Below are 18,634 nucleotides of genomic sequence, written 5' to 3' on the forward strand. Positions count from 1 at the left end.
ATAGATCAGGAACCTATAAGTATATACAATATGATCACGTCACGAAAATCAACTTTCAAATTATTATTACTGGCTGCCACTGTTTCATCAGTGGTGGCCTGTAATAACGGGAACGACTCTACGTCAGGGGACTCTACGTCAGGGAATATCGGCCCTAAAAACGCCAGGATCGATGCCTTGAAGCTGCCAGACAACTTTAAAGCGGAGCATCTTTACAGCCCCGGCGACAACAAGCAAGGGTCCTGGGTATCCATGACCTTCGACGACAAAGGCCGTCTGATCGTATCTGATCAATATGGCTTTCTTTACCGCCTCCAGCTGCCCGCTGTTGGCGAAGATTCATCCAAACTAAAAATTGAGAAGCTGATCATCGGAAAAGATAATCCCGCTGACTCTTCCAATGCAAAAGTTTCGATGGGCTACGCACAGGGATTACTGTATGCTTTTAACAGCCTGTACGTAATGGTAAATCACAACAGTGATGATAAGTTTAACAAAGGCAGTGGACTCTATCGCCTCCAGGATACGGACGGTGATGATCAGTTTGATAAAATCACCCTGCTGAAAGCATTGGAAGGTGAAGGTGAACACGGTCCACACAGCGTGGTACTGTCACCCGACAAACAATCCATCTACGTGATCGCCGGTAACTTTACCAAGATCCCGGAGATGAAGAACTACAAAGTACCCCCATCCTGGGAAATAGATAACGTGTTGCCATTAATCAGAGACCCTAACGGTCATGATAATACGGTAAACACACATGGCGGCTGGATTGCGCATATCGATTCTACCGGTACCGACTGGGAACTGATCAGCTCCGGCTTCCGTAATCCTTTTGACCTTACTTTTAACGACGCAGGTGATATGTTCACCTACGATTCTGATATGGAATGGGATTTCGGAACACCATGGTATCGTCCTACCCGTATCTGCCATGTAACAAGCGGCAGTGAATTCGGATGGAGACCAGGCACCGAAAAATGGTCACCTGCCTATCCTGATAATTTACCGGCAGTGTTGAACATTGGCCAGGGCTGCCCTACCAACTTTGTCTCCGGTGGTAAAGCAAGGTTCCCTGAAAAATACCGCAAATCATTATTTGCATTCGACTGGAGCTTTGGTATCATCTACGCCGTTCATTTACAACCCGATGGCGCTTCTTACAAAGCAAGTGCAGAAGAGTTCCTTTCTGGTTCTCCCCTGCCCCTCACAGACGGTGTGATTGGTCCTGATGGCGCCTTGTATTTCCTGACAGGCGGACGCAGACTGGAATCAGATCTGTATCGTGTTATTTACAAAGACAACAAGGAAGACAACTCACCACTGGCAGCTGTAACACCCAGCGATGCGCAGAAAACACGCAGACAACTGGAAGAATACCATGGTGGACCTAAAGCAGGTGCTATAGATTTCGCATGGCCTTATTTGAAAAATAGTGATCGCTTCATCCGCTTTGCCGCCAGGGTTGCAGTAGAAAACCAGCCGGTGAGCGAATGGCAGAATAAATTATTACAGGAAAAAGATCCTGAAACACTGATCCAGGGCACTATCGCACTGGCCCGTCAGGGTAAGGGTAAGTCAGATGCCAAACAGGCATTGCTGAAACAACTCACAACAATTGACTACGCGCAATTGTCTGAATCCCAGCAAATAGATCTCCTCCGTGCATTTGAACTGGTATTTGCGCGCATGGGTAAACCGGATGCTGCGCTGAACGCACAGATAACCACTTACCTGGATCCGCACTATCCTGCCAAAACCAATGATCTTAACCGCTCCCTGAGTAAAGTACTGGTATACCTGGATGCACCGCATGCAGTAGAAAAAACCATGGCTTTGCTGGCAGAAGCAAAAGACGATACTGCTGCACAGAAAACAGCGATGCAATCTGCTGATCTGATCATGCGCAACCCGCAATACGGATTGGATATAGCCGGTATGCTGTCTAAAATGCCGCCATTACAACAAACCTGGTATGCAGTAGCATTAAGCCAGGCAAAGAATGGCTGGACACCTGCCCTGCAGGAACAATACTTCCAATGGTTCTATCACGCGTTTACTTTTAAAGGCGGACATAGCTTTATCGGATTTATTAACAACGCCAGGAAAAGTGCACTGGCCAATGTGCCAAAAAATCAGTTCGCACATTTCAACACCCTCTCAGGTGATTCGCTCATCAACAACAGCGGTGGCCTTGCACAGGGATATGCACAACCTAAAGGTCCCGGAAGGAACTGGAAACTGGAACAAGCTGATTCTGTAATAAAAAGTGGCTTAACCGGTCGCAATTTTGAACAGGGTAAAGCCATGTTCAATACTTCACTTTGCGGTTCCTGTCATGGTATGCAGGGAGAAGGCGGCGTAGCTGGTCCTGATCTCACGCAACTGGGTACACGCTTTTCTACCAAAGATATCCTGGAAGCAATCATTGACCCGAGCAAAACTATTTCTGATCAATATGGCGCTACCGTATTTGCATTGAAAGATGGTGGTTCTATTGTAGGCAGACTGGTAAGCCAGGACAAGGATAAATACATCATCTCTCAGAATCCGTTCGCACCACAAACACACCGCGAACTGCTGAAGAAAGATGTGACCGGCACAAAAGTATCTACGGTTTCCGTAATGTTACCTGGTTTGATCAACCGTTTGAATGAAGATGAATTAAAAGACCTGATTGCCTACCTGAAATCCGGTGGCAACAAACAGGATTCTGTTTTTACCGGTTCAAAACAGTTGACTAACAAATAATAATTACCATTTATTCATTTTGCCATTTTGTTATTTTTTTATCTTAAAAGAATAGCAAAATGGCAAAGTGAATAAATAAGTAAATGAAAAATGGACATGGACTGGAAGAATAAGATCTCACATCATGCGCAGCTGGGCGGCATTGAAACAGCTGTAATGGATAATGGCGCGGGCCGCGGCACACGCATCGCCTGGATCAATACGGGAACGGGCCTACGCTATAAGGTAGTGATAGACCGGGCCATGGATATTGTGGATACTTTTTACAATGAACATAGTCTCGCCTGGTTAAGTCATGGAGGCATCATAGCGCCACAACGCTCTGCTGATAAAGGTTTGGACTGGCTCCAAACCTTTGGTGGTGGATTAATGACCACCTGCGGTCTTACGCATATAAGCGGGCCGGAAAAAGATGAACACGGGGATCGTGGTCTGCATGGCCCCATCAGTAACACACCTGCCGAAATAATATCTATCCTGCAACCCGATCCGGTAGCGGGCAATATGGAGATGAGCATTACGGGTATCATGCACCAATCAAGGGTAGCTGGTCCGAAGTTGGTATTAAAACGCACTATCTCCGGCACATTGGGGCAAGCCTCCATTCGTATCAGAGATGAGGTGATCAACCAGGGCAATACCGATACACCGCACATGCTCCTCTATCATTTCAACCTCGGATGGCCGCTCGTAGATGAAGGCGCCACCATCTGCTGGAAAGGGTCCTGGAAAGCCAGGGAAGGTGATATCACGCGCATCTTCCAGAAAGATCATGATTTTCATAAATGCCTGGCACCACTGGACAGCCACGCCGGTGCCGGTGAAGAAGCTGCGTTCATTGATCCCGTTGCAGACACCAACGGATGGTGCGCCTGTGGTGTTCATAATGCCGATATCGGCATCGCACTTTCCATACGTTTTAAAAAAGCACAACTCCCCTGGCTCACCAACTGGCAACACTGGGGTAAAGGAGAATATGTAATGGGGCTGGAACCCGGTACCAATCCACCTATCGGGCAATCCGTGGCAAGGAAACAGGGAACACTCCTCTTCCTGGCGCCCGGAGAAAGCAGGCAATACGACCTGGAAATCGATGTACTCAGGAATAAAGAAAAAATCGCACAATTTTTAACTGATCTATCATAATCTATATAATTAAAGCCCATGGAAAAATTAAGTTTAGCCGAAAAAGCACTGGAACAAGGACAAGGAATACTGCGGCTGGCGCCCACCTGGGTGCCCAGATCGTTCTGTGTACCAGGCCGGAGAATAAAATTACATCCGGACGACTATTACATATTAGGAGGCCAGCGCGGCGGTATCGATGAACGTTGGTTTTCGTCTACCACACCGGCAAAGAACGGCCCGTTGACGGGAGAAAACGAAGGGTTAAGCATGGTTATCGTAAATGATGGTGCTGCCACAGAAAGCGTTTTATTGAAAGATGCTGTCAGCGAATTAAAAGGTAAACTGATCGGCAAACGGCTGTGGGATGAACATGGTGGATGGCCGATGTACTCCAAGTTCTTTGATAACATGGGACCACTCCCCCACCACATCCATCACAATGATGAAAAGGCGGCTCTCATCGGACAGATGGGAAAACCGGAAGCATACTACTTCCCGCCACAACTGAACAATCACGGAGGCGATTTCCCGTATACTTTCATGGGTATTTCACCGGGTACAACCCGCGAACAAATCCGCGAATGCCTGGTAAATTTCACCAAGGGAGATAATAAAATAACCAACTACTCACAGGCTTTCCGCCTGGAACCCGGTACAGGATGGGATGTACCTCCCGGACTGTTGCACGCACCCGGTAGTATGTGTACTTACGAACCGCAAAAAGCATCTGATGTTTTTGCGATGTACCAGTCTTTGGTAAATGAAGCCATCATCCCGGAAGAACTGCTCTGGAATGGTACTCCGGCAGACAGCATCGGCGATTTTGAACAACTGCTCGATGTAATTGACTGGGACCTCAACCTCGATCCGAACATGCACGAAAACCGCTACATGCATCCAAAACCGGTGAAACCACTGGCAGAAATGAATGCAGCCGGTTATACCGAAAACTGGATCTGTTACAAATCCGACGCTTTCAGCGCCAAGGAACTGACCATTGAGCCAGGTGCCACCGTAGTGATAAAAGACAGTGCTGCTTATGGTATGATCATGATGCAGGGACATGGTAAAATGGGTGTATGGGATATTGAAACACCTGCGCTCATCCGCTACGGACAACTCACCAATGACGAGTTCTTTGTCAGCGAAGCCGCCGCAGTAGCTGGTGTTAAAATTGTAAACGCCTCTGCTACAGATCCAATCGTAATGCTGAAACATTTTGGTCCGGGTAACCCCGACCTGGTGTTGTAATAAATTACTGAATCAATACGACTACGTTATGAAAGAAAATAATTATCCAAAACTACACAACGCTACCTGGCCCGGCATTGTAGGCAAAGGACCCGGTTCTGAACCCATCATAGCATTTGACACACTCCTGGAAATGACAGCTGCTGCGGAAGTAGACGGCGTAAAGTTTGACGGGGTGGATATTGGTCTTTTTGATCCGCACGTAAGTGTGGATAGTTCTGCTGACGGCCTTAAAAAACTGGCCGACAAGGTATCTTCCTACAACCTGGAGATAGGTAGCCTGGTGGCGCCGATATGGCCTCCCAGCGGTGGTTCTGCTATGGGCAGCAAAGAAGAACGCGCACAATTCGTAGAACAGGTACGTAAATCCTGCCAGGTGGCTAAGCAACTGCGTGAACTGGGTATTCGTCCCGGTGGTGTGATCCGTATCGATTCCGCCAGCTCACCGGAAAGCTGGGCAAAAGATCCGGCTGGTAATACAAAACTGATTGCACAAACTTTCCGTGAAGCCTGCGATGTAGCAGCCGACTATGGCGAAAAACTCGCTGCAGAGGGCGAAATCTGCTGGGGTGGCATGCACAGCTGGAAAGCTATGATCGATACATTAGAGGCCGTAAACAGGCCCAATATCGGCTTCCAGGCGGATATGTCGCACACCTTCCTCTATCTCCTGGGCTACAACAGCCCGGAAGACCGCATACTACCTGTTGATTTCGACTGGAAAGACCGGGAAGCACTGACAGCCGGCCTGCGTACATTAACGCATGCCCTGCGCCCCTGGACCATTGATTTCCACGTAGCACAGAATGATGGCACCGTACACGGTACCGGTTCACACGACAAAACAGGACGGCACTGCCTGGCCAGCGACCCCAATGGTAAACTGGACATCGCTACTGATGCCGGCCACTGGCTCCGTGATGATGCAGGTGCACTCACCAAAGCATTCCGTCACATCTGCTGGGATGGTTGCATGTTTCCCAACGAAGTGATGACACAGCCAAAGACCTGGAACGATATCCTGGCCGCCATGGTGAATGTAAGGCGCAAACATGGATGGTATGAAGCAGTATAACCATTCAAGATGACTATTCTCAACAAATATAATCCGTGACAACTATGACAAAAAAGAAAGAACTGAGGATTGGATTAATAGGATGTGGCTTTATGGGCAGAACACATTCCAACGGCTATCAGCGGGTAAAAAATTTTTTCCCTGACCTGGCCTATGTGCCGGTGTTGCAGGCCGTATGTTCCCGCACAGAAAGCAAAGCACGCGCTTTTGCTGATCAGTGGGGTTATGCATCCGTAGAAACAGACTGGAAAACACTCCTCAAACGTGATGATATAGATGCAGTGGATATCTGCACACCTAATAATATGCATGCGGAAATTGCCATCGCTGCTGCTGCCGCAGGCAAAATGATCCTCTGTGAAAAGCCGCTGGCACGCACCCTGGAAGAATCACAAACCATGGTGGATGCCATCGAAAAAGCAGGCGTACCCAATACGGTATGGTACAACTACCGCCGCATTCCGGCCGTTACCCTGGCTAAACAGATCATCGATTCAGGAAAGCTGGGTCGTATCTTTCACTATCGCGCCAACTTCCTGCAGGACTGGACCATCAACGCCAACCTGCCCCAGGGCGGTGAAGCCTTATGGCGCATGGATGCTGACGTGGCAGGATCCGGTGTAGTGGGCGATCTCCTCTCCCATTGCATAGATACCGCCATCTGGCTCAATGGCAGCATAAAAAATGTATCTGCTATGACAGAAACATTTGTGAAAGAACGGATGCACCAGTTGACCGGTAAAGTAGAAAAGGTAAGCATTGATGATGCCTGCGCTTTCATCTGCCGCTTCAATAACGGCTCTCTCGGCCTGTTTGAATCTACCCGCTATGCACGTGGACACAAAGCATTGTATACCTTCGAAATCAATGGTGAAAATGCCTCTATCCGCTGGGATCTGCACGACTTAAACCGCCTGGAATACTTTGATAACGCAGACGCCTCTACGGTACGCGGCTGGCGCTCTATCCATGTTACAGACGGCGATCAACCCTACATGGATAAATGGTGGGTACCGGGACTGAGCATCGGTTACGAGCATTCTTTTGTACACCAGGTGGCCGATTTCCTCAAAAGCCTGGAAACAAACACACCTTGCTCCCCTACTTTCCGGGAAGCCCTGGAAACACAGGTGGTATGCCAGGCTGTACTGGATTCCGCCGCCTCCGGCAACTGGAAAGAAGCAAATGCATAAAAGGTATCGCCAATGGCTATACGAAAATAACTGATAACTAAAAAAACAACACTATATGCTCAGAAAATTTCCTGCAATAGCAGTGCCATTGGCAGCCGTATCGCTCCTGTTTATGGCCGCCGGTTGCGGTAATACCAACAGTGCGGCCCAGGAAGGCGCTGCCGGGGATAGCACCACCAAAGAAGCGGAATTCGTTTCCATCTTTGATGGCAAAACATTAAATGGCTGGGAAGGTGATTCCATTCACTGGAGCGTGCAGGACGGCAACATCGTTGGCGAAATAACGCCCGCCAATTTAATAAAAACCAACACCTTCCTCATCTGGAAAGGTGGACAGCCAGCCGATTTTGAACTCACCCTGGAATTCAAAATCACCAAGGAAGGGAATAGTGGTATCAACTACCGCAGTGTGGCAGTAGAAGATGTACCGCACGCACTGAAAGGCTACCAGGCAGATATAGATGGCGCCAACCACTACACCGGGCAGAACTACGAGGAACGCGGACGTACTACCCTGGCCTATCGCGGACAGGAAGTAACCATTCCGGCTCCTACCTCCTCCCTGAAGGATGGCGTTAAAAACAACGCATGGACAGCCGCCATCGTTACCAAATCATTGGGCAGCGCGGATTCCTTACAAACACTGATTAAAAGCGAAGACTGGAACAAATGTCATTTAATCGTAAAAGGCAACCACCTCCAACATTATATCAATGACGTTTTAATGAGCGATGTAACCGACAACGATACCGTAAACGGAAAGTCAGCAGGTATGCTGGGCGTACAGGTACACGTAGGCGGACCGATGAAAGTAGCATATCGTAACATTATGCTGAAACAGGAATAAAATATTTGGGAATTTTTTGATTTACGTATTTAGATATTTAAAATGCAGCGGAGATTAACCTTAATGTTAAATTAAAAAATCATATCTCTACTGCATTTATTTTTCGCTGCATTTTAAATATCTAAATACGTAAATCAAAAAATTCCCAAATATTTAATCTAGTTTTGCACCCTGAATGACTCCAAAAGGAGTGTGTTTGATTGAAAAATGTTAATAGAAATTCAGCAGGAAAGCAATGCCAGGCAGTATAGAATAGCTACTTCCGTATTCTTTTTTATCTCTGGGCTGGGCTACGCCACCTGGGCATCCAGGATACCTTCCATCCAACAGCAACTACATTTAAATGAAGCGCAATTGGGGGCAGTACTCTTTGCGCTGCCGATTGGCCTCATGATAACGATGCCCATTACCGGCAAATTGCTGGGGAGCTTCAGCAGCCGTAAAATCATGGTGGTAGGCGCACTCGTCTTTAATCTCATCCTCAGTTTACCCGGTTTTACCACCAGCGTATGGCAATTGGCACTGATCCTCTTCTGCTTCGGATCATCCCGCAACCTCCTGAACCTGTCAATGAATGCACAGGCGGTACAGGTGCAATATCTCTATCCAAAGTCAATCATGACCACCTTTCACGGCATATGGAGCATTGCCGGTTTCGCCGGTGCCGCCATCGGTTACCTGATGGTATCCATGCATGTGGCGCCCTCCTATCACCTGCTGGCTGTGAGCGCATTATTGTTGGTATTTACGCTGTACTATTATCCCAAATCATACCCCGACCAGCCAACACCGCAACTGGAAAAGAAACCAGTGTTTTCCCTGCCTGATAAATCATTGCTTAAATTTTCCTTTATCTGCTTCGCCTGTATGGCCACAGAAAATACGATGTATGACTGGAGCAGTATCTACTTCCATAAAATAGTGGGTGGCTCCGGATCTGCTGCCACCGCCGCTTTTGTATTATACATGGTATCTATGACCATAGGCCGCTTTGCGGGCGACCGCCTCGTGGCAAAGCTGGGCATTAAAACCATGTTACGTAACAGCGGCTGGTTAATCTTCATCGGCCTGTTACTGGCCATCCTGCTGCCTTACCCTGTCACTACCGGCATCGGGTTCATCTTTACAGGACTGGGAGTAGCCTGTATCGTACCATTGGTTTTCAGTCTCGCAGGAAAATCAAAAAGCACCAACAGCGGACAAACGCTGGCATCTATTTCTACCATCGGTTATATGGGCTTCCTCGTAGTACCACCATTAATCGGCTTTGTGGCACAGGCTTCCAGCCTGCGCTGGTCGTTTGGGATCATGGCTATATGCGGACTCGTAATTATATTGATGGTGGCAGGGATTAAAGAATAGCTTAGACTATGCGGAAATTTTGGGATTTATGAATTTATGAATTTTGGGATTTGGAATGCAGCGGAGACTTAAGCATATGTGTTTATCTTTGCTGCATTCCAAATCCCAAAATTCGTAAATTCATAAATTCGTAAATCCCAAAATAGGAACTACAACTTGAAGAAAATCTTCCTCGTATACAACCAGTAACACATACCCCATTCCAGTACCAGTACTGCCAGGGCAGATAAAACTTCACTGATTCCTTCCGGTGTTCCTATCATCCCGGCAAAGCCTTTCACGAAGATACCGACAACGCCGTTTACCCATTGTACTCCCACCGTTTCAAAGAAAAGATAGATGAAAATAGCATTCATCCCTACAACCGTAGCGATCCAGGCATAACGCACATTTTTCTTAACATCTATCAGCCAGTATAACAGTGCCAGTACAAGCATTACCCAACCACCGGATGCCAGGGCAAAAGAAGCAGTACTGATCCTTTTGATGATAGGCGTAATACCACTCCAATCCAGGCCAAAACCAAGTACCAGTCCAATCAGACCGGCAACTACCAGCGTAAGGACTTTCTGACGGGATGATTTATCGCTGATGAGTAACTTACCCGCAAGCACGCCCCATATAGTATGCGCCGCAGTTGGAATGAAGTTGATGGTTACCCATCCGCCACCTCTGTTGATCTTACCCATCAATACCATGTCCATAAATGAGCCGAAATTATGGTCCTTTATAAAGGGTTCTTCAAAACCCGGTACCAGGATGTAGCGATACATCAGGTCAGTGGCGATCAACAGTAAAATACTGAAAGCCAGCTGAAAACCATCCGAACGGCGGATAATGAGATAGGCAATCATAGTAGTTACGGCCAGTTGCGTGAGCACATTCCATAACTCCCATACTAACTTCCCGGAATACACGCAGTGTAAGGCAGTACCACAGATGAGCAGCTTCAGGCAACGCCAGGCAATATGCTTGAAATTTTGCCCCCAGGTGATCCCCTTCTTCGTTTTGTAATAATAAGAAATGTACATGGCGGAACCTGCCATGGTCATGAATGCCGGCTGTACAAGATCCCAGGCACGCAGGCCATTCCATGGATGATGAAAGAACTGCTGCATAAAGCTATGGAATATGCCAGTTGACTCCAGGTTGTTGAGTGACTTATACAGACGGGCACTCTCTCCTGCGAGGAGGATCATGATAAGCCCGCGCATAACATCCAGGGAAATGAGACGTTGATTAACGGTAGTGGAATTGTTCATTGTTCATAGTTATGGCACTTAAAGTAATAATTTATTCCGGCATATTCAATAAAAAAGAAGGTGCCCCATCATCCGGAATTGTGCCTAACTGTGTACTCCAATCATTGCTCGTAGCCACCATACCCAATCGTATAGCCGTTCCTGTGAATCCTTTTATTTTGGAACGGTCCAGTTTTCCTTCAAACCGCAGTACCCCATTCGCCTCAGAAATAGTCCCGATACTGAAAAAGTCGGTCCCCGACTGCGCATCAAAAGTAAAACCCGTCTGCGGACCAGTATGATAATACATGGCCATAGGAATGGCTGCCACGGCTGGCTTCAGCAGCAGTTGCCCTTCCAGCAGTACATCATAGGCGCCATCTGTAAATAGTCCTGTCAGCAGGCCCGTACCGGGATTGTTATCTGCATCAATATAAATATCGAAAATATTGGCGTCTGCCAGCTTCGATGTCATTTCTACATAAAAGAATACACTTTGTCCGTCGTAATCAAATTTTGCCTTTTTAAACACGCCGCCGGCAGGACCTGCGGTGATCATATTCTGGCTGATAGTATCCCAGTCGGCCAGGCTGTTATCATTCAGTTTCACCGGTGATGTTTTGGAGATACGGATCACGGTAGATCCTTCTGCAGTAACGCCGCCGGCAGATGTGGCATACAGTGTAGGCACATATTTTCCTTTGCCCTTGTACGTATGCACCGGGCTTACATCGGTAGATTCGCTGCCATCGCCAAAATCCCACTTATAGGAAGTGGCGCCGGTGGTTTCATTGTTAAAGGTCACCTGGTTACCATCTACTGCAATCGTGTATACAACGAGTGGCTCCGGCGATGTTTCGTCCTTTTTACAGGCTGCCAGCAGGCATAACAGGAAGATATATAATAATGTCTTTTGCATGTTCAGTGTGTTTTAGGGATTCTGTACGCACAGTTTATTGGTTTCTGTTTCATCTATCGGAATGTAATAGATGATCTTCGTATTATCCGGCTGGATGATCATACCGGCATAACCCGCCGGGTTCACAGCCAGGTTGATATCCGATTGTTTCAGACCGGGAAGATGATAGCCCCAATAGGTCCTGTTCATCGGCCGTTTGTTGCGGTATACATCAAAAGTGCGATGCCCTTCAAAGGCCAGTTCTATCCTTCTTTCTTTCAACACAATGTCCAGTGCGGTTTTACCGGAAGGCAGCTGCTTGTTGTACAAGGCATTTTCCAGTCCCCTGTTGCTGCGGATAAGATCCACATCATCAAGCGCCGCATTGGTTTGCCCCGCCTTGGCCGATGCTTCTGCACGATTCAGGTACATCTCCGATAAACGGAAAAGGATCGGTGAACTTAAAGTAGGACTACCGCCCTGTCCGGAAAATTTGGAGATATAATAGATGTCAATCCCATTCTTTTGTTGCACAATCCCGTTATCATCTTTCAACGGCACAATATATTTCCAGCGTACATCTTCCGGGTGTGCAGCCATTGTATCTCTCAGCGAGGCGGATGCATATTCTTCACCCCAGCCGGAATTACCATCGGAAAAGATCATGGAAGCAATGGAACCAAATTTATGGTAGTCTTCCACCTCTGTAAAAGCCACGCAAAAAATAGTTTCGCTACCGTTTATAGCATTCGCAAATAAAGTGGGATAGGTAGCGGCAGTGGTTAAGGTAAAACGACCGGCATTAATCACTTTATTGGAATAATAAATGGTACTGTCATTTTTGCCTTCGTATAAATAAGCCCTGGACAACAGCGCCCAGGCGGCTTCCTGCGACGCATACTGGGCACCTCTTTGCTGGTTCATCAGGGCGGCGCCCTTTTCTGCATCTGCTACTATCTGCGCATATACATCTGATACGGTAGCCCGCTCTTTTTGCGGTGCATCACCGGTGGAAGTACGCAAAATAATGCCGGGTCCGGCCGGATTTTGTGTATATGGCATTGCAAACAGCTTCACCAGGTTGAAATGACTGAAAGCCCGCAGAAAATAACATTCGCCCAACATCTGCTGCGTAGCTGCGTCGGGGTTAGTTACTTTCTCCACTGCTTCTATCACTGTATTTACATCGTTAATGATCTTATAAGAGATATACCAGAAATAACGTGTATTCGTTTGCGTGGGAGAATGACCAAGTGAGAAACTGTAAAACAAAGGATCCTCTGTTGTTTGTCCACATACAATATCATCACTCGCAAAATCCGACAACTGGAAATACTGGCGCAGGTACATATTATTATCATCTGTTGTACCATTAAACGTTACATGATCTTTCAACAGGGAATAAGCGCCGTTTACTGCATTCCTCAATCCTTCGGGGCTACTGGTAATCGTTTCAGTCGTCAGCGCATCCGTGGGATTTACATCCTTCATGCAGCCCGTCTGCCAAAGCAGCAGTGGTAGTAATATCAATATTATTATAGCTGATTTCATTATAGTAGTATTGAATTAAAATCTGAAATTAATGTTGAACAGGTACTGGCGGTTATTCGGATATTTAAAATCCGACACGCCGGGCATCACAAAAGAGCCGGGTGTAATAGTTGTTTGCGGGTCCTGTCCCAGGAAATTGGTAAACGTATGTACATTGTCTGCCGTAAAACCTACCGTGATGCCATCCAGCCGCAGCTTTTGCACCAACGATACCGGCAACTCATAACTCAAACTGATATTACGGAGTGATAAGAAGCTGCCATCCTTTAAGAAACGGGTGGACGTCTGGGTGGAATTCGCAGAATTCTGTGGACTAGGTTCTGTGGCGTCATCTCCGGGCTGGGACCAGGTTTTGGAGCCAGCAGGTAATTTCACCTGGTTATAATAAGGTTCATTACCATCGTTTTCTACGAAGCGTAAGTTGTTACTGTAAATTTTATTGCCGGAAAGGAAGTATACATTCACACCTAAAGTCACACCTTTGTACCGGAAGCTGTTTGTCATCCCGCCCTGGAATTTCGGCAGTGCTGATCCTACTTCCTGGTAGGTGGCGCTGGCGTAATCAGAGGTAGCGGAACGGTTGCCATCTTTATCCACAACTTCCCATAAAGGCGCACCATTATCTTTATCTACACCCAGCCATTTAGGCATATAAAATTCGTACAGGTTGCCACCATTGCGGTAGATCTGTGAGATGCTCCAGGTAGACTGTGTATTGATGATACTGTTCGGGAATTTTTGCAGCTTGTTGGTATTGAAGTTGATATTAAAATCTGTACTCCATTCAAAAGAACGGCTGCGGATATTGACAGAGCCGATACTCAGTTCAATACCGTTGTTCACAAGTTCTCCCACGTTTTGCCATCTCGTTTCAAAACCAACAGACAATGGCTGGGATACCTGCAATAACAGGTTTTTGGTGACGTTGTTATATACATCTACGGTAACGTCTATACGCTTAAATAAACTGACATCCAGGCCCGCATTCCACTGGTATTTACTTTCCCAGGTGAGGTCCGGACTTGGCAGTTGTGAAGGTGTAGCCGCTGTCTGGGAATTATATTTGCTGGTCAGTGAAAACAGTGCCAGGTAACGCGCAGAGCCGATGTCCTGCGTACCGGTCACCCCATAGCTCAATCTTAACTTCAGGTTATTGATAGCCTCACTTTCTTTCAGGAATGATTCATTGCTCATCAGCCAGGCAGCAGATATCGATGGAAAAGGTGCGTAGCGGTTATCCGGTGTAAAGTTGGAAGAACCATCCACCCGGTAAGAACCTGTCAGAAAATATTTATCAAGATAACTGTAATTCACCTGCGAGATGAACGACTGGATAATGGCCTGATCATAGCTGCCATTTACCTGCTGATTATTGCTCACCACATTCAATACTTTAAGGCCCTGCGGCAGCCCTTTTCCGGAAGCGCCCAGGATCTCGGTATTACTACCTTCAAATGCCAGTCCGGCCAACCCGCTGAGATGATGATCTCCTAAACGGAAGTCAAACTTAAGCAGGTCATTGGAGATATAGCCATAATTGAGTGTACTCAGCTCGGCCAGATAACCGGTGCCATGGTATTGCCCCGCTACCCCGGATGAATAAAACGATTTGTTTTTATTATAGCCAACAGAAACCCTGTTGGTACTGGAAAAAGTAAGCCAGCTGGTAATACCGGCAGTTAGTCCCAGGTCGTAGTTCGCATCAAAATTTTTATAAGGATGCTCAGAGTTATCGATGGTGTGTATAGGATTCACTTTGTCGCGCGACCACCATTTGAATGGGGCATTCCCATCTACATACAACGGCTTGCCCACGCTGTCATATGGATTATCCCACGGCATATTCAGGTAGGCATAGTACACATCATTGTAGTCGTAGCTTTTGCCCGATGTACCGCTGATATTAATATTATTGGTAAGGCTGATATTTTTTGTAAAATGATAGGTAGAATTGGCGCGCAGATTTACCCGTTGATAGTTGGTATTCCGGAACGTTCCTTTTTCATTGTAGTAGGAAAGGCCCAGATAATAATCGGCTTTTTCTGTTTTGCCGCTGGCAGATAAATAGATGTTCTGCATGGGTGCGCGGCGGAACATGTCTGTTAACCAGTTATAGTTCTGATCGCGCAGGGCCAGTGGTCGTTCATTGTAAAATTTAAGCAGATCAATTTTATAGGAGTTATCGGTATTACCGGGGATATAATCGCGGTAATATTCTTTCTGATGTTCGTATAATTCGCTTCCGTTCATCATATCCATCGTACCAAAGTCGGGTGTACGGAAGCCGGTAGTGATCTTTGCCTGGAACCGTGTTTTCCCTGATGCCGCTCTTTTGGTGGTGATGATGATAACGCCCGCATTGGCTTGTGAGCCGTACATGGCGGTGGCACCGGCATCTTTCAGCACGGTTACATTTTCAATATCATTGGGATCATAATTTCCGCCGATGATCCCGTCTACTACTACCAGCGGGCTTTGCGAAGCATTCACGGAAGAGATGCCGCGCATGCGTATTTCCGATGCTGCACCGGGTACACCGGAGCTGCTTACCACCTGTAAGCCTGCTACCTTGCCTTGCAGCATGGTACCTACATCGTTGGTGGTTACATCTTTCAGTTTACCTGCATCTACAACAGTAACGGCACTGGTGAGTTCACTTTTCTTTTTGTCGGAGTAGCCTACCACCACCACCTGGTCAAGCTGACTGCTGGAGGGTTGTAAGGTTACCTGCATGCCTTGTCTGGCTGGCAGTTCCTGTTTATCATAACCGGTAAAAGTAAATACGAGCATATCGCCCGGATTAGCGGAGATGGTAAATTGTCCGTTGCCATTGGTGGCGATGCCGCGGCTGGTTCCTTTTACGATAACGGTGGCGCCGGGCAGGGAGGTGCCATCAACTGCATTTACCACACCGGAAATTCTACTCAGTGTATCCATTTCCGTTAGTGACTGTGTTTTGCTTTTGATCACAAACACACCGTTATGTACACTGTAGGTTACCGGCTGATCCAGCAGGCATTTTTCGAGTACTTGTTCCACCGTAGCAGCGTTTACCTGCAGGGTTACCCTGCCGGCATCTTTCAGGACTGATTCATTATACACGATAGTAGCTCCTGATTGCATGATGATCTCCGCAAACACCTGTTGTAGTGGCATATTTTTCACGGAAAGCGTGACGCCCTGTGAAAAACCGCGCGCGCTTACATGCAGGCAGGCAATCAGGATAAGCAATGTGGTCATTTTCATAACCCGTGTGATTTTGGTAAATAAAAGTCCCCTGGGGAGAAACCATGTCTCCTTAAAGTTTAATTGCATACTTTTAATAAGGTTTAGAATTCTTAAATGATCTTTTGCTGATCTTACAGGATGCTGGACTTTCGCCGGGGGTGTGTCACCACCTCCGGTTTTCCATTGTTCATAGTTTATTCATACGTTATTTTTTTACAGGTTTACCTGGGTAATACCACCACTTTCTTCCCTTCTATGCTAAAGTGATTCGGGCCGTTCTCTTCGAGTACGCGCAAAACGGCTGATAAATTAAGATTCCGGCTGATTCCGCCACCATACAGCTCATTGCCGGCCGGGGCGCTATATACAATTTCCACATCGTACCATCGGGCAATTTCGCGCAGGATGGTAGGCAGATCCATTTTATTAAATACAAACAAGCCGTTTTTCCAGGCGATTGTTTTGTTGATATCGGCGTCCTGAATGGTCAGTTCACCACTGCCATGCAGGAGTATGGCCTGTTGTCCGGGGCTGAGTATTTTATCCTGAATCCTCACTTTCCCTTCCAGTAACGTAGTACTGATCATCGCTTCATCCGGATAAGCCATCACATCAAAATGAGTACCCAGTACATTCACTTCCATTTCATTGGCCACCACTTTAAAAGGCTGCCGGGCATTGGCGGCAATATCAAAATAGGCTTGTCCTGTCAGCACCACCTTTCTTTCCCCTTCGGGGAAACTGGTAGGATAACGCAGCGAGGAAGCGGAGTTGAGCCATACTTTGGTACCATCCGGCAACACTACCTGGAACTGGCCACCACGGGGGGTTGTCAACGTATTATAGACTACTTCCGCCGTAGCGTTTCCGGACTCATAAGACAATTGTCCTTTTTCTTTCTTTACCACTTCACTACCACCCTGCCGGCTCAAAGCGCCATTGGCGGCGTCGTCCAGCGCAATGGTGCTGCCATCAGCGAGGGTAAGCAATGCTTTTTTATTGCCGGGTGCTATATCTTTCACCGGCGATTGGGTAGCTATGGAAATATTATGAGGAGAAGAAGCAGGACGCAGTAACCATATGGCACCGCCGGCAGCTATCAGCAGTACAGCCGCTACGGCATAACGCCACCAGTAGATGCGCGCCCGCAGGGGCACCGGCTGCATCACGGGCTTCAGCCTGTTCAGCAACCGCTGTTCCAGCTGTATACGGTCTTCGCCCGGTTCCAGTGGCAGCTCTACGGCGCTGTCGTCAAAAGTATGATACCACTCATTCAATACCTCTGCTTCTTCAGGCGTGGCTTCCCCTTTCAGATAACGTTGGATGAGATCTTTTAACTGGTCCATAATAGTATAGTACAGAAATGAAAACAATACCCTTAGTCAGACAGGATATTTTTTTAAAAGAAGAAAGGAAGTAAAGGATATAAATCTTTGAGACGACCGCGCAAATGCTTCAATGCTTTGGTAAGATGGGCTTCCACCGTTTTTTCAGACAACCGCAAGGTAGCGGCGATCTCTTTATTCGTAAACTGTTCCCGGCGGCTGTATAAAAAAACCAGGCGGCATTTTTCCGGTAGCTGGTCAATTTCGGTACCCAGCCTTTCCTGTAACAGCAGAAAATCCAGGTGGCTGGTATCAGGATCCGCTACCAGCAGCTTTTCCGCCTCGGCAACATCCAGCGACTGATCCGGCAGCAACCTGCTTAATTGACGGAATACAGCGTAGCGCGTAGCGGTAGCCAGGTAATGGGAAAGATGCTGGATCTCCAGTTCGTGCCTGCGTACCCATAAACTAGCCAACACCTCCTGTACTACATCTTCCGCAGCAAACCGTATCCGTAACCTGTTATAGGCAATCGCATATAATTTTTCCCAGTAACGGTGAAAGATTTCAGTATAGGCCGCTTCATCAGCATCCTGTAATCGCTGCAATAACGCTATGTCACTCAGTTCCTGCACTTATGATAGTTGGTTGATACATTACAGGTTATAAAAATAGCTAAAAAGCAGCAATGATGAAAGGAAATATGATGCCGGGGGTGTCCCGGCAAGCAAATAACAACAGTACATAATTATCTCCCGAAGAAAAAATATACGGTGGCAAA

At 47.1% G+C, this 18,634-nt stretch carries 13 protein-coding genes; 7 read left to right on the plus strand and 6 right to left on the minus strand.

Going from position 1 to position 18,634, the window contains the following annotated elements:
• Positions 1-30: 30 nt before the first annotated feature.
• From ABQ275_RS17275 to ABQ275_RS17305, 7 genes are all read left to right on the plus strand, one after another.
• A complete protein-coding gene (locus ABQ275_RS17275) occupies positions 31-2,754 on the plus strand; it encodes a c-type cytochrome (protein ID WP_349314402.1) in 2,724 nt (907 codons plus the stop codon).
• A 96-nt stretch (positions 2,755-2,850) separates the two neighbouring features.
• On the plus strand, positions 2,851-3,900 hold the full coding sequence (locus ABQ275_RS17280) for an aldose 1-epimerase family protein (protein ID WP_349314403.1): 1,050 nt from the start codon (positions 2,851-2,853) through the stop codon (positions 3,898-3,900).
• 18 nt (positions 3,901-3,918) lie between these two features.
• Complete coding sequence (locus tag ABQ275_RS17285) at positions 3,919-5,133, plus strand: hypothetical protein (RefSeq protein WP_349314404.1); 1,215 nt, start codon at positions 3,919-3,921, stop codon at positions 5,131-5,133.
• 28 nt (positions 5,134-5,161) lie between these two features.
• Positions 5,162-6,208 carry a TIM barrel protein gene (locus tag ABQ275_RS17290; RefSeq protein WP_349314405.1) on the plus strand — a complete coding sequence of 349 codons (1,047 nt, stop codon included), beginning with the start codon at positions 5,162-5,164 and terminating at the stop codon, positions 6,206-6,208.
• 44 nt (positions 6,209-6,252) lie between these two features.
• Positions 6,253-7,401: a Gfo/Idh/MocA family oxidoreductase gene (locus ABQ275_RS17295; protein WP_349314406.1), complete on the plus strand. Its 1,149-nt coding sequence runs from the start codon at positions 6,253-6,255 to the stop codon at positions 7,399-7,401.
• A 55-nt stretch (positions 7,402-7,456) separates the two neighbouring features.
• Positions 7,457-8,248 carry a DUF1080 domain-containing protein gene (locus tag ABQ275_RS17300; protein ID WP_349314407.1) on the plus strand — a complete coding sequence of 264 codons (792 nt, stop codon included), beginning with the start codon at positions 7,457-7,459 and terminating at the stop codon, positions 8,246-8,248.
• A gap of 207 nt (positions 8,249-8,455) precedes the next feature.
• Positions 8,456-9,610, plus strand: coding sequence for an MFS transporter (locus ABQ275_RS17305; RefSeq protein ID WP_349314408.1), 1,155 nt, complete (start codon positions 8,456-8,458; stop codon positions 9,608-9,610).
• Between the two features lie 149 nt (positions 9,611-9,759).
• On the opposite strand, the gene ABQ275_RS17310 is transcribed toward ABQ275_RS17305, so the two are convergent.
• The 6 genes from ABQ275_RS17310 to ABQ275_RS17335 all read right to left on the minus strand — a co-directional run bounded on the left by ABQ275_RS17310 (position 9,760) and on the right by ABQ275_RS17335 (position 18,488).
• Positions 9,760-10,872, minus strand: coding sequence for a DUF5009 domain-containing protein (locus ABQ275_RS17310; protein WP_349314409.1), 1,113 nt, complete (start codon positions 10,870-10,872; stop codon positions 9,760-9,762).
• Positions 10,873-10,903: 31 nt separating this feature from the next.
• Positions 10,904-11,770 carry a PKD domain-containing protein gene (locus ABQ275_RS17315; RefSeq protein ID WP_349314410.1) on the minus strand — a complete coding sequence of 289 codons (867 nt, stop codon included), beginning with the start codon at positions 11,768-11,770 and terminating at the stop codon, positions 10,904-10,906.
• 12 nt (positions 11,771-11,782) lie between these two features.
• A complete protein-coding gene (locus tag ABQ275_RS17320) occupies positions 11,783-13,300 on the minus strand; it encodes a RagB/SusD family nutrient uptake outer membrane protein (RefSeq protein WP_349314411.1) in 1,518 nt (505 codons plus the stop codon).
• Positions 13,301-13,315: 15 nt separating this feature from the next.
• A complete protein-coding gene (locus ABQ275_RS17325) occupies positions 13,316-16,546 on the minus strand; it encodes a TonB-dependent receptor (protein ID WP_349314412.1) in 3,231 nt (1,076 codons plus the stop codon).
• A 203-nt stretch (positions 16,547-16,749) separates the two neighbouring features.
• On the minus strand, positions 16,750-17,874 hold the full coding sequence (locus ABQ275_RS17330) for a FecR domain-containing protein (protein WP_349314413.1): 1,125 nt from the start codon (positions 17,872-17,874) through the stop codon (positions 16,750-16,752).
• A 53-nt stretch (positions 17,875-17,927) separates the two neighbouring features.
• Complete coding sequence (locus ABQ275_RS17335) at positions 17,928-18,488, minus strand: sigma-70 family RNA polymerase sigma factor (RefSeq protein WP_349314414.1); 561 nt, start codon at positions 18,486-18,488, stop codon at positions 17,928-17,930.
• Between the last annotated feature and the right edge of the window lie 146 nt (positions 18,489-18,634).

Origin of the sequence: Chitinophaga sp. MM2321 (assembly GCF_964033635.1) — a bacterium.
GTDB lineage: Bacteria > Bacteroidota > Bacteroidia > Chitinophagales > Chitinophagaceae > Chitinophaga.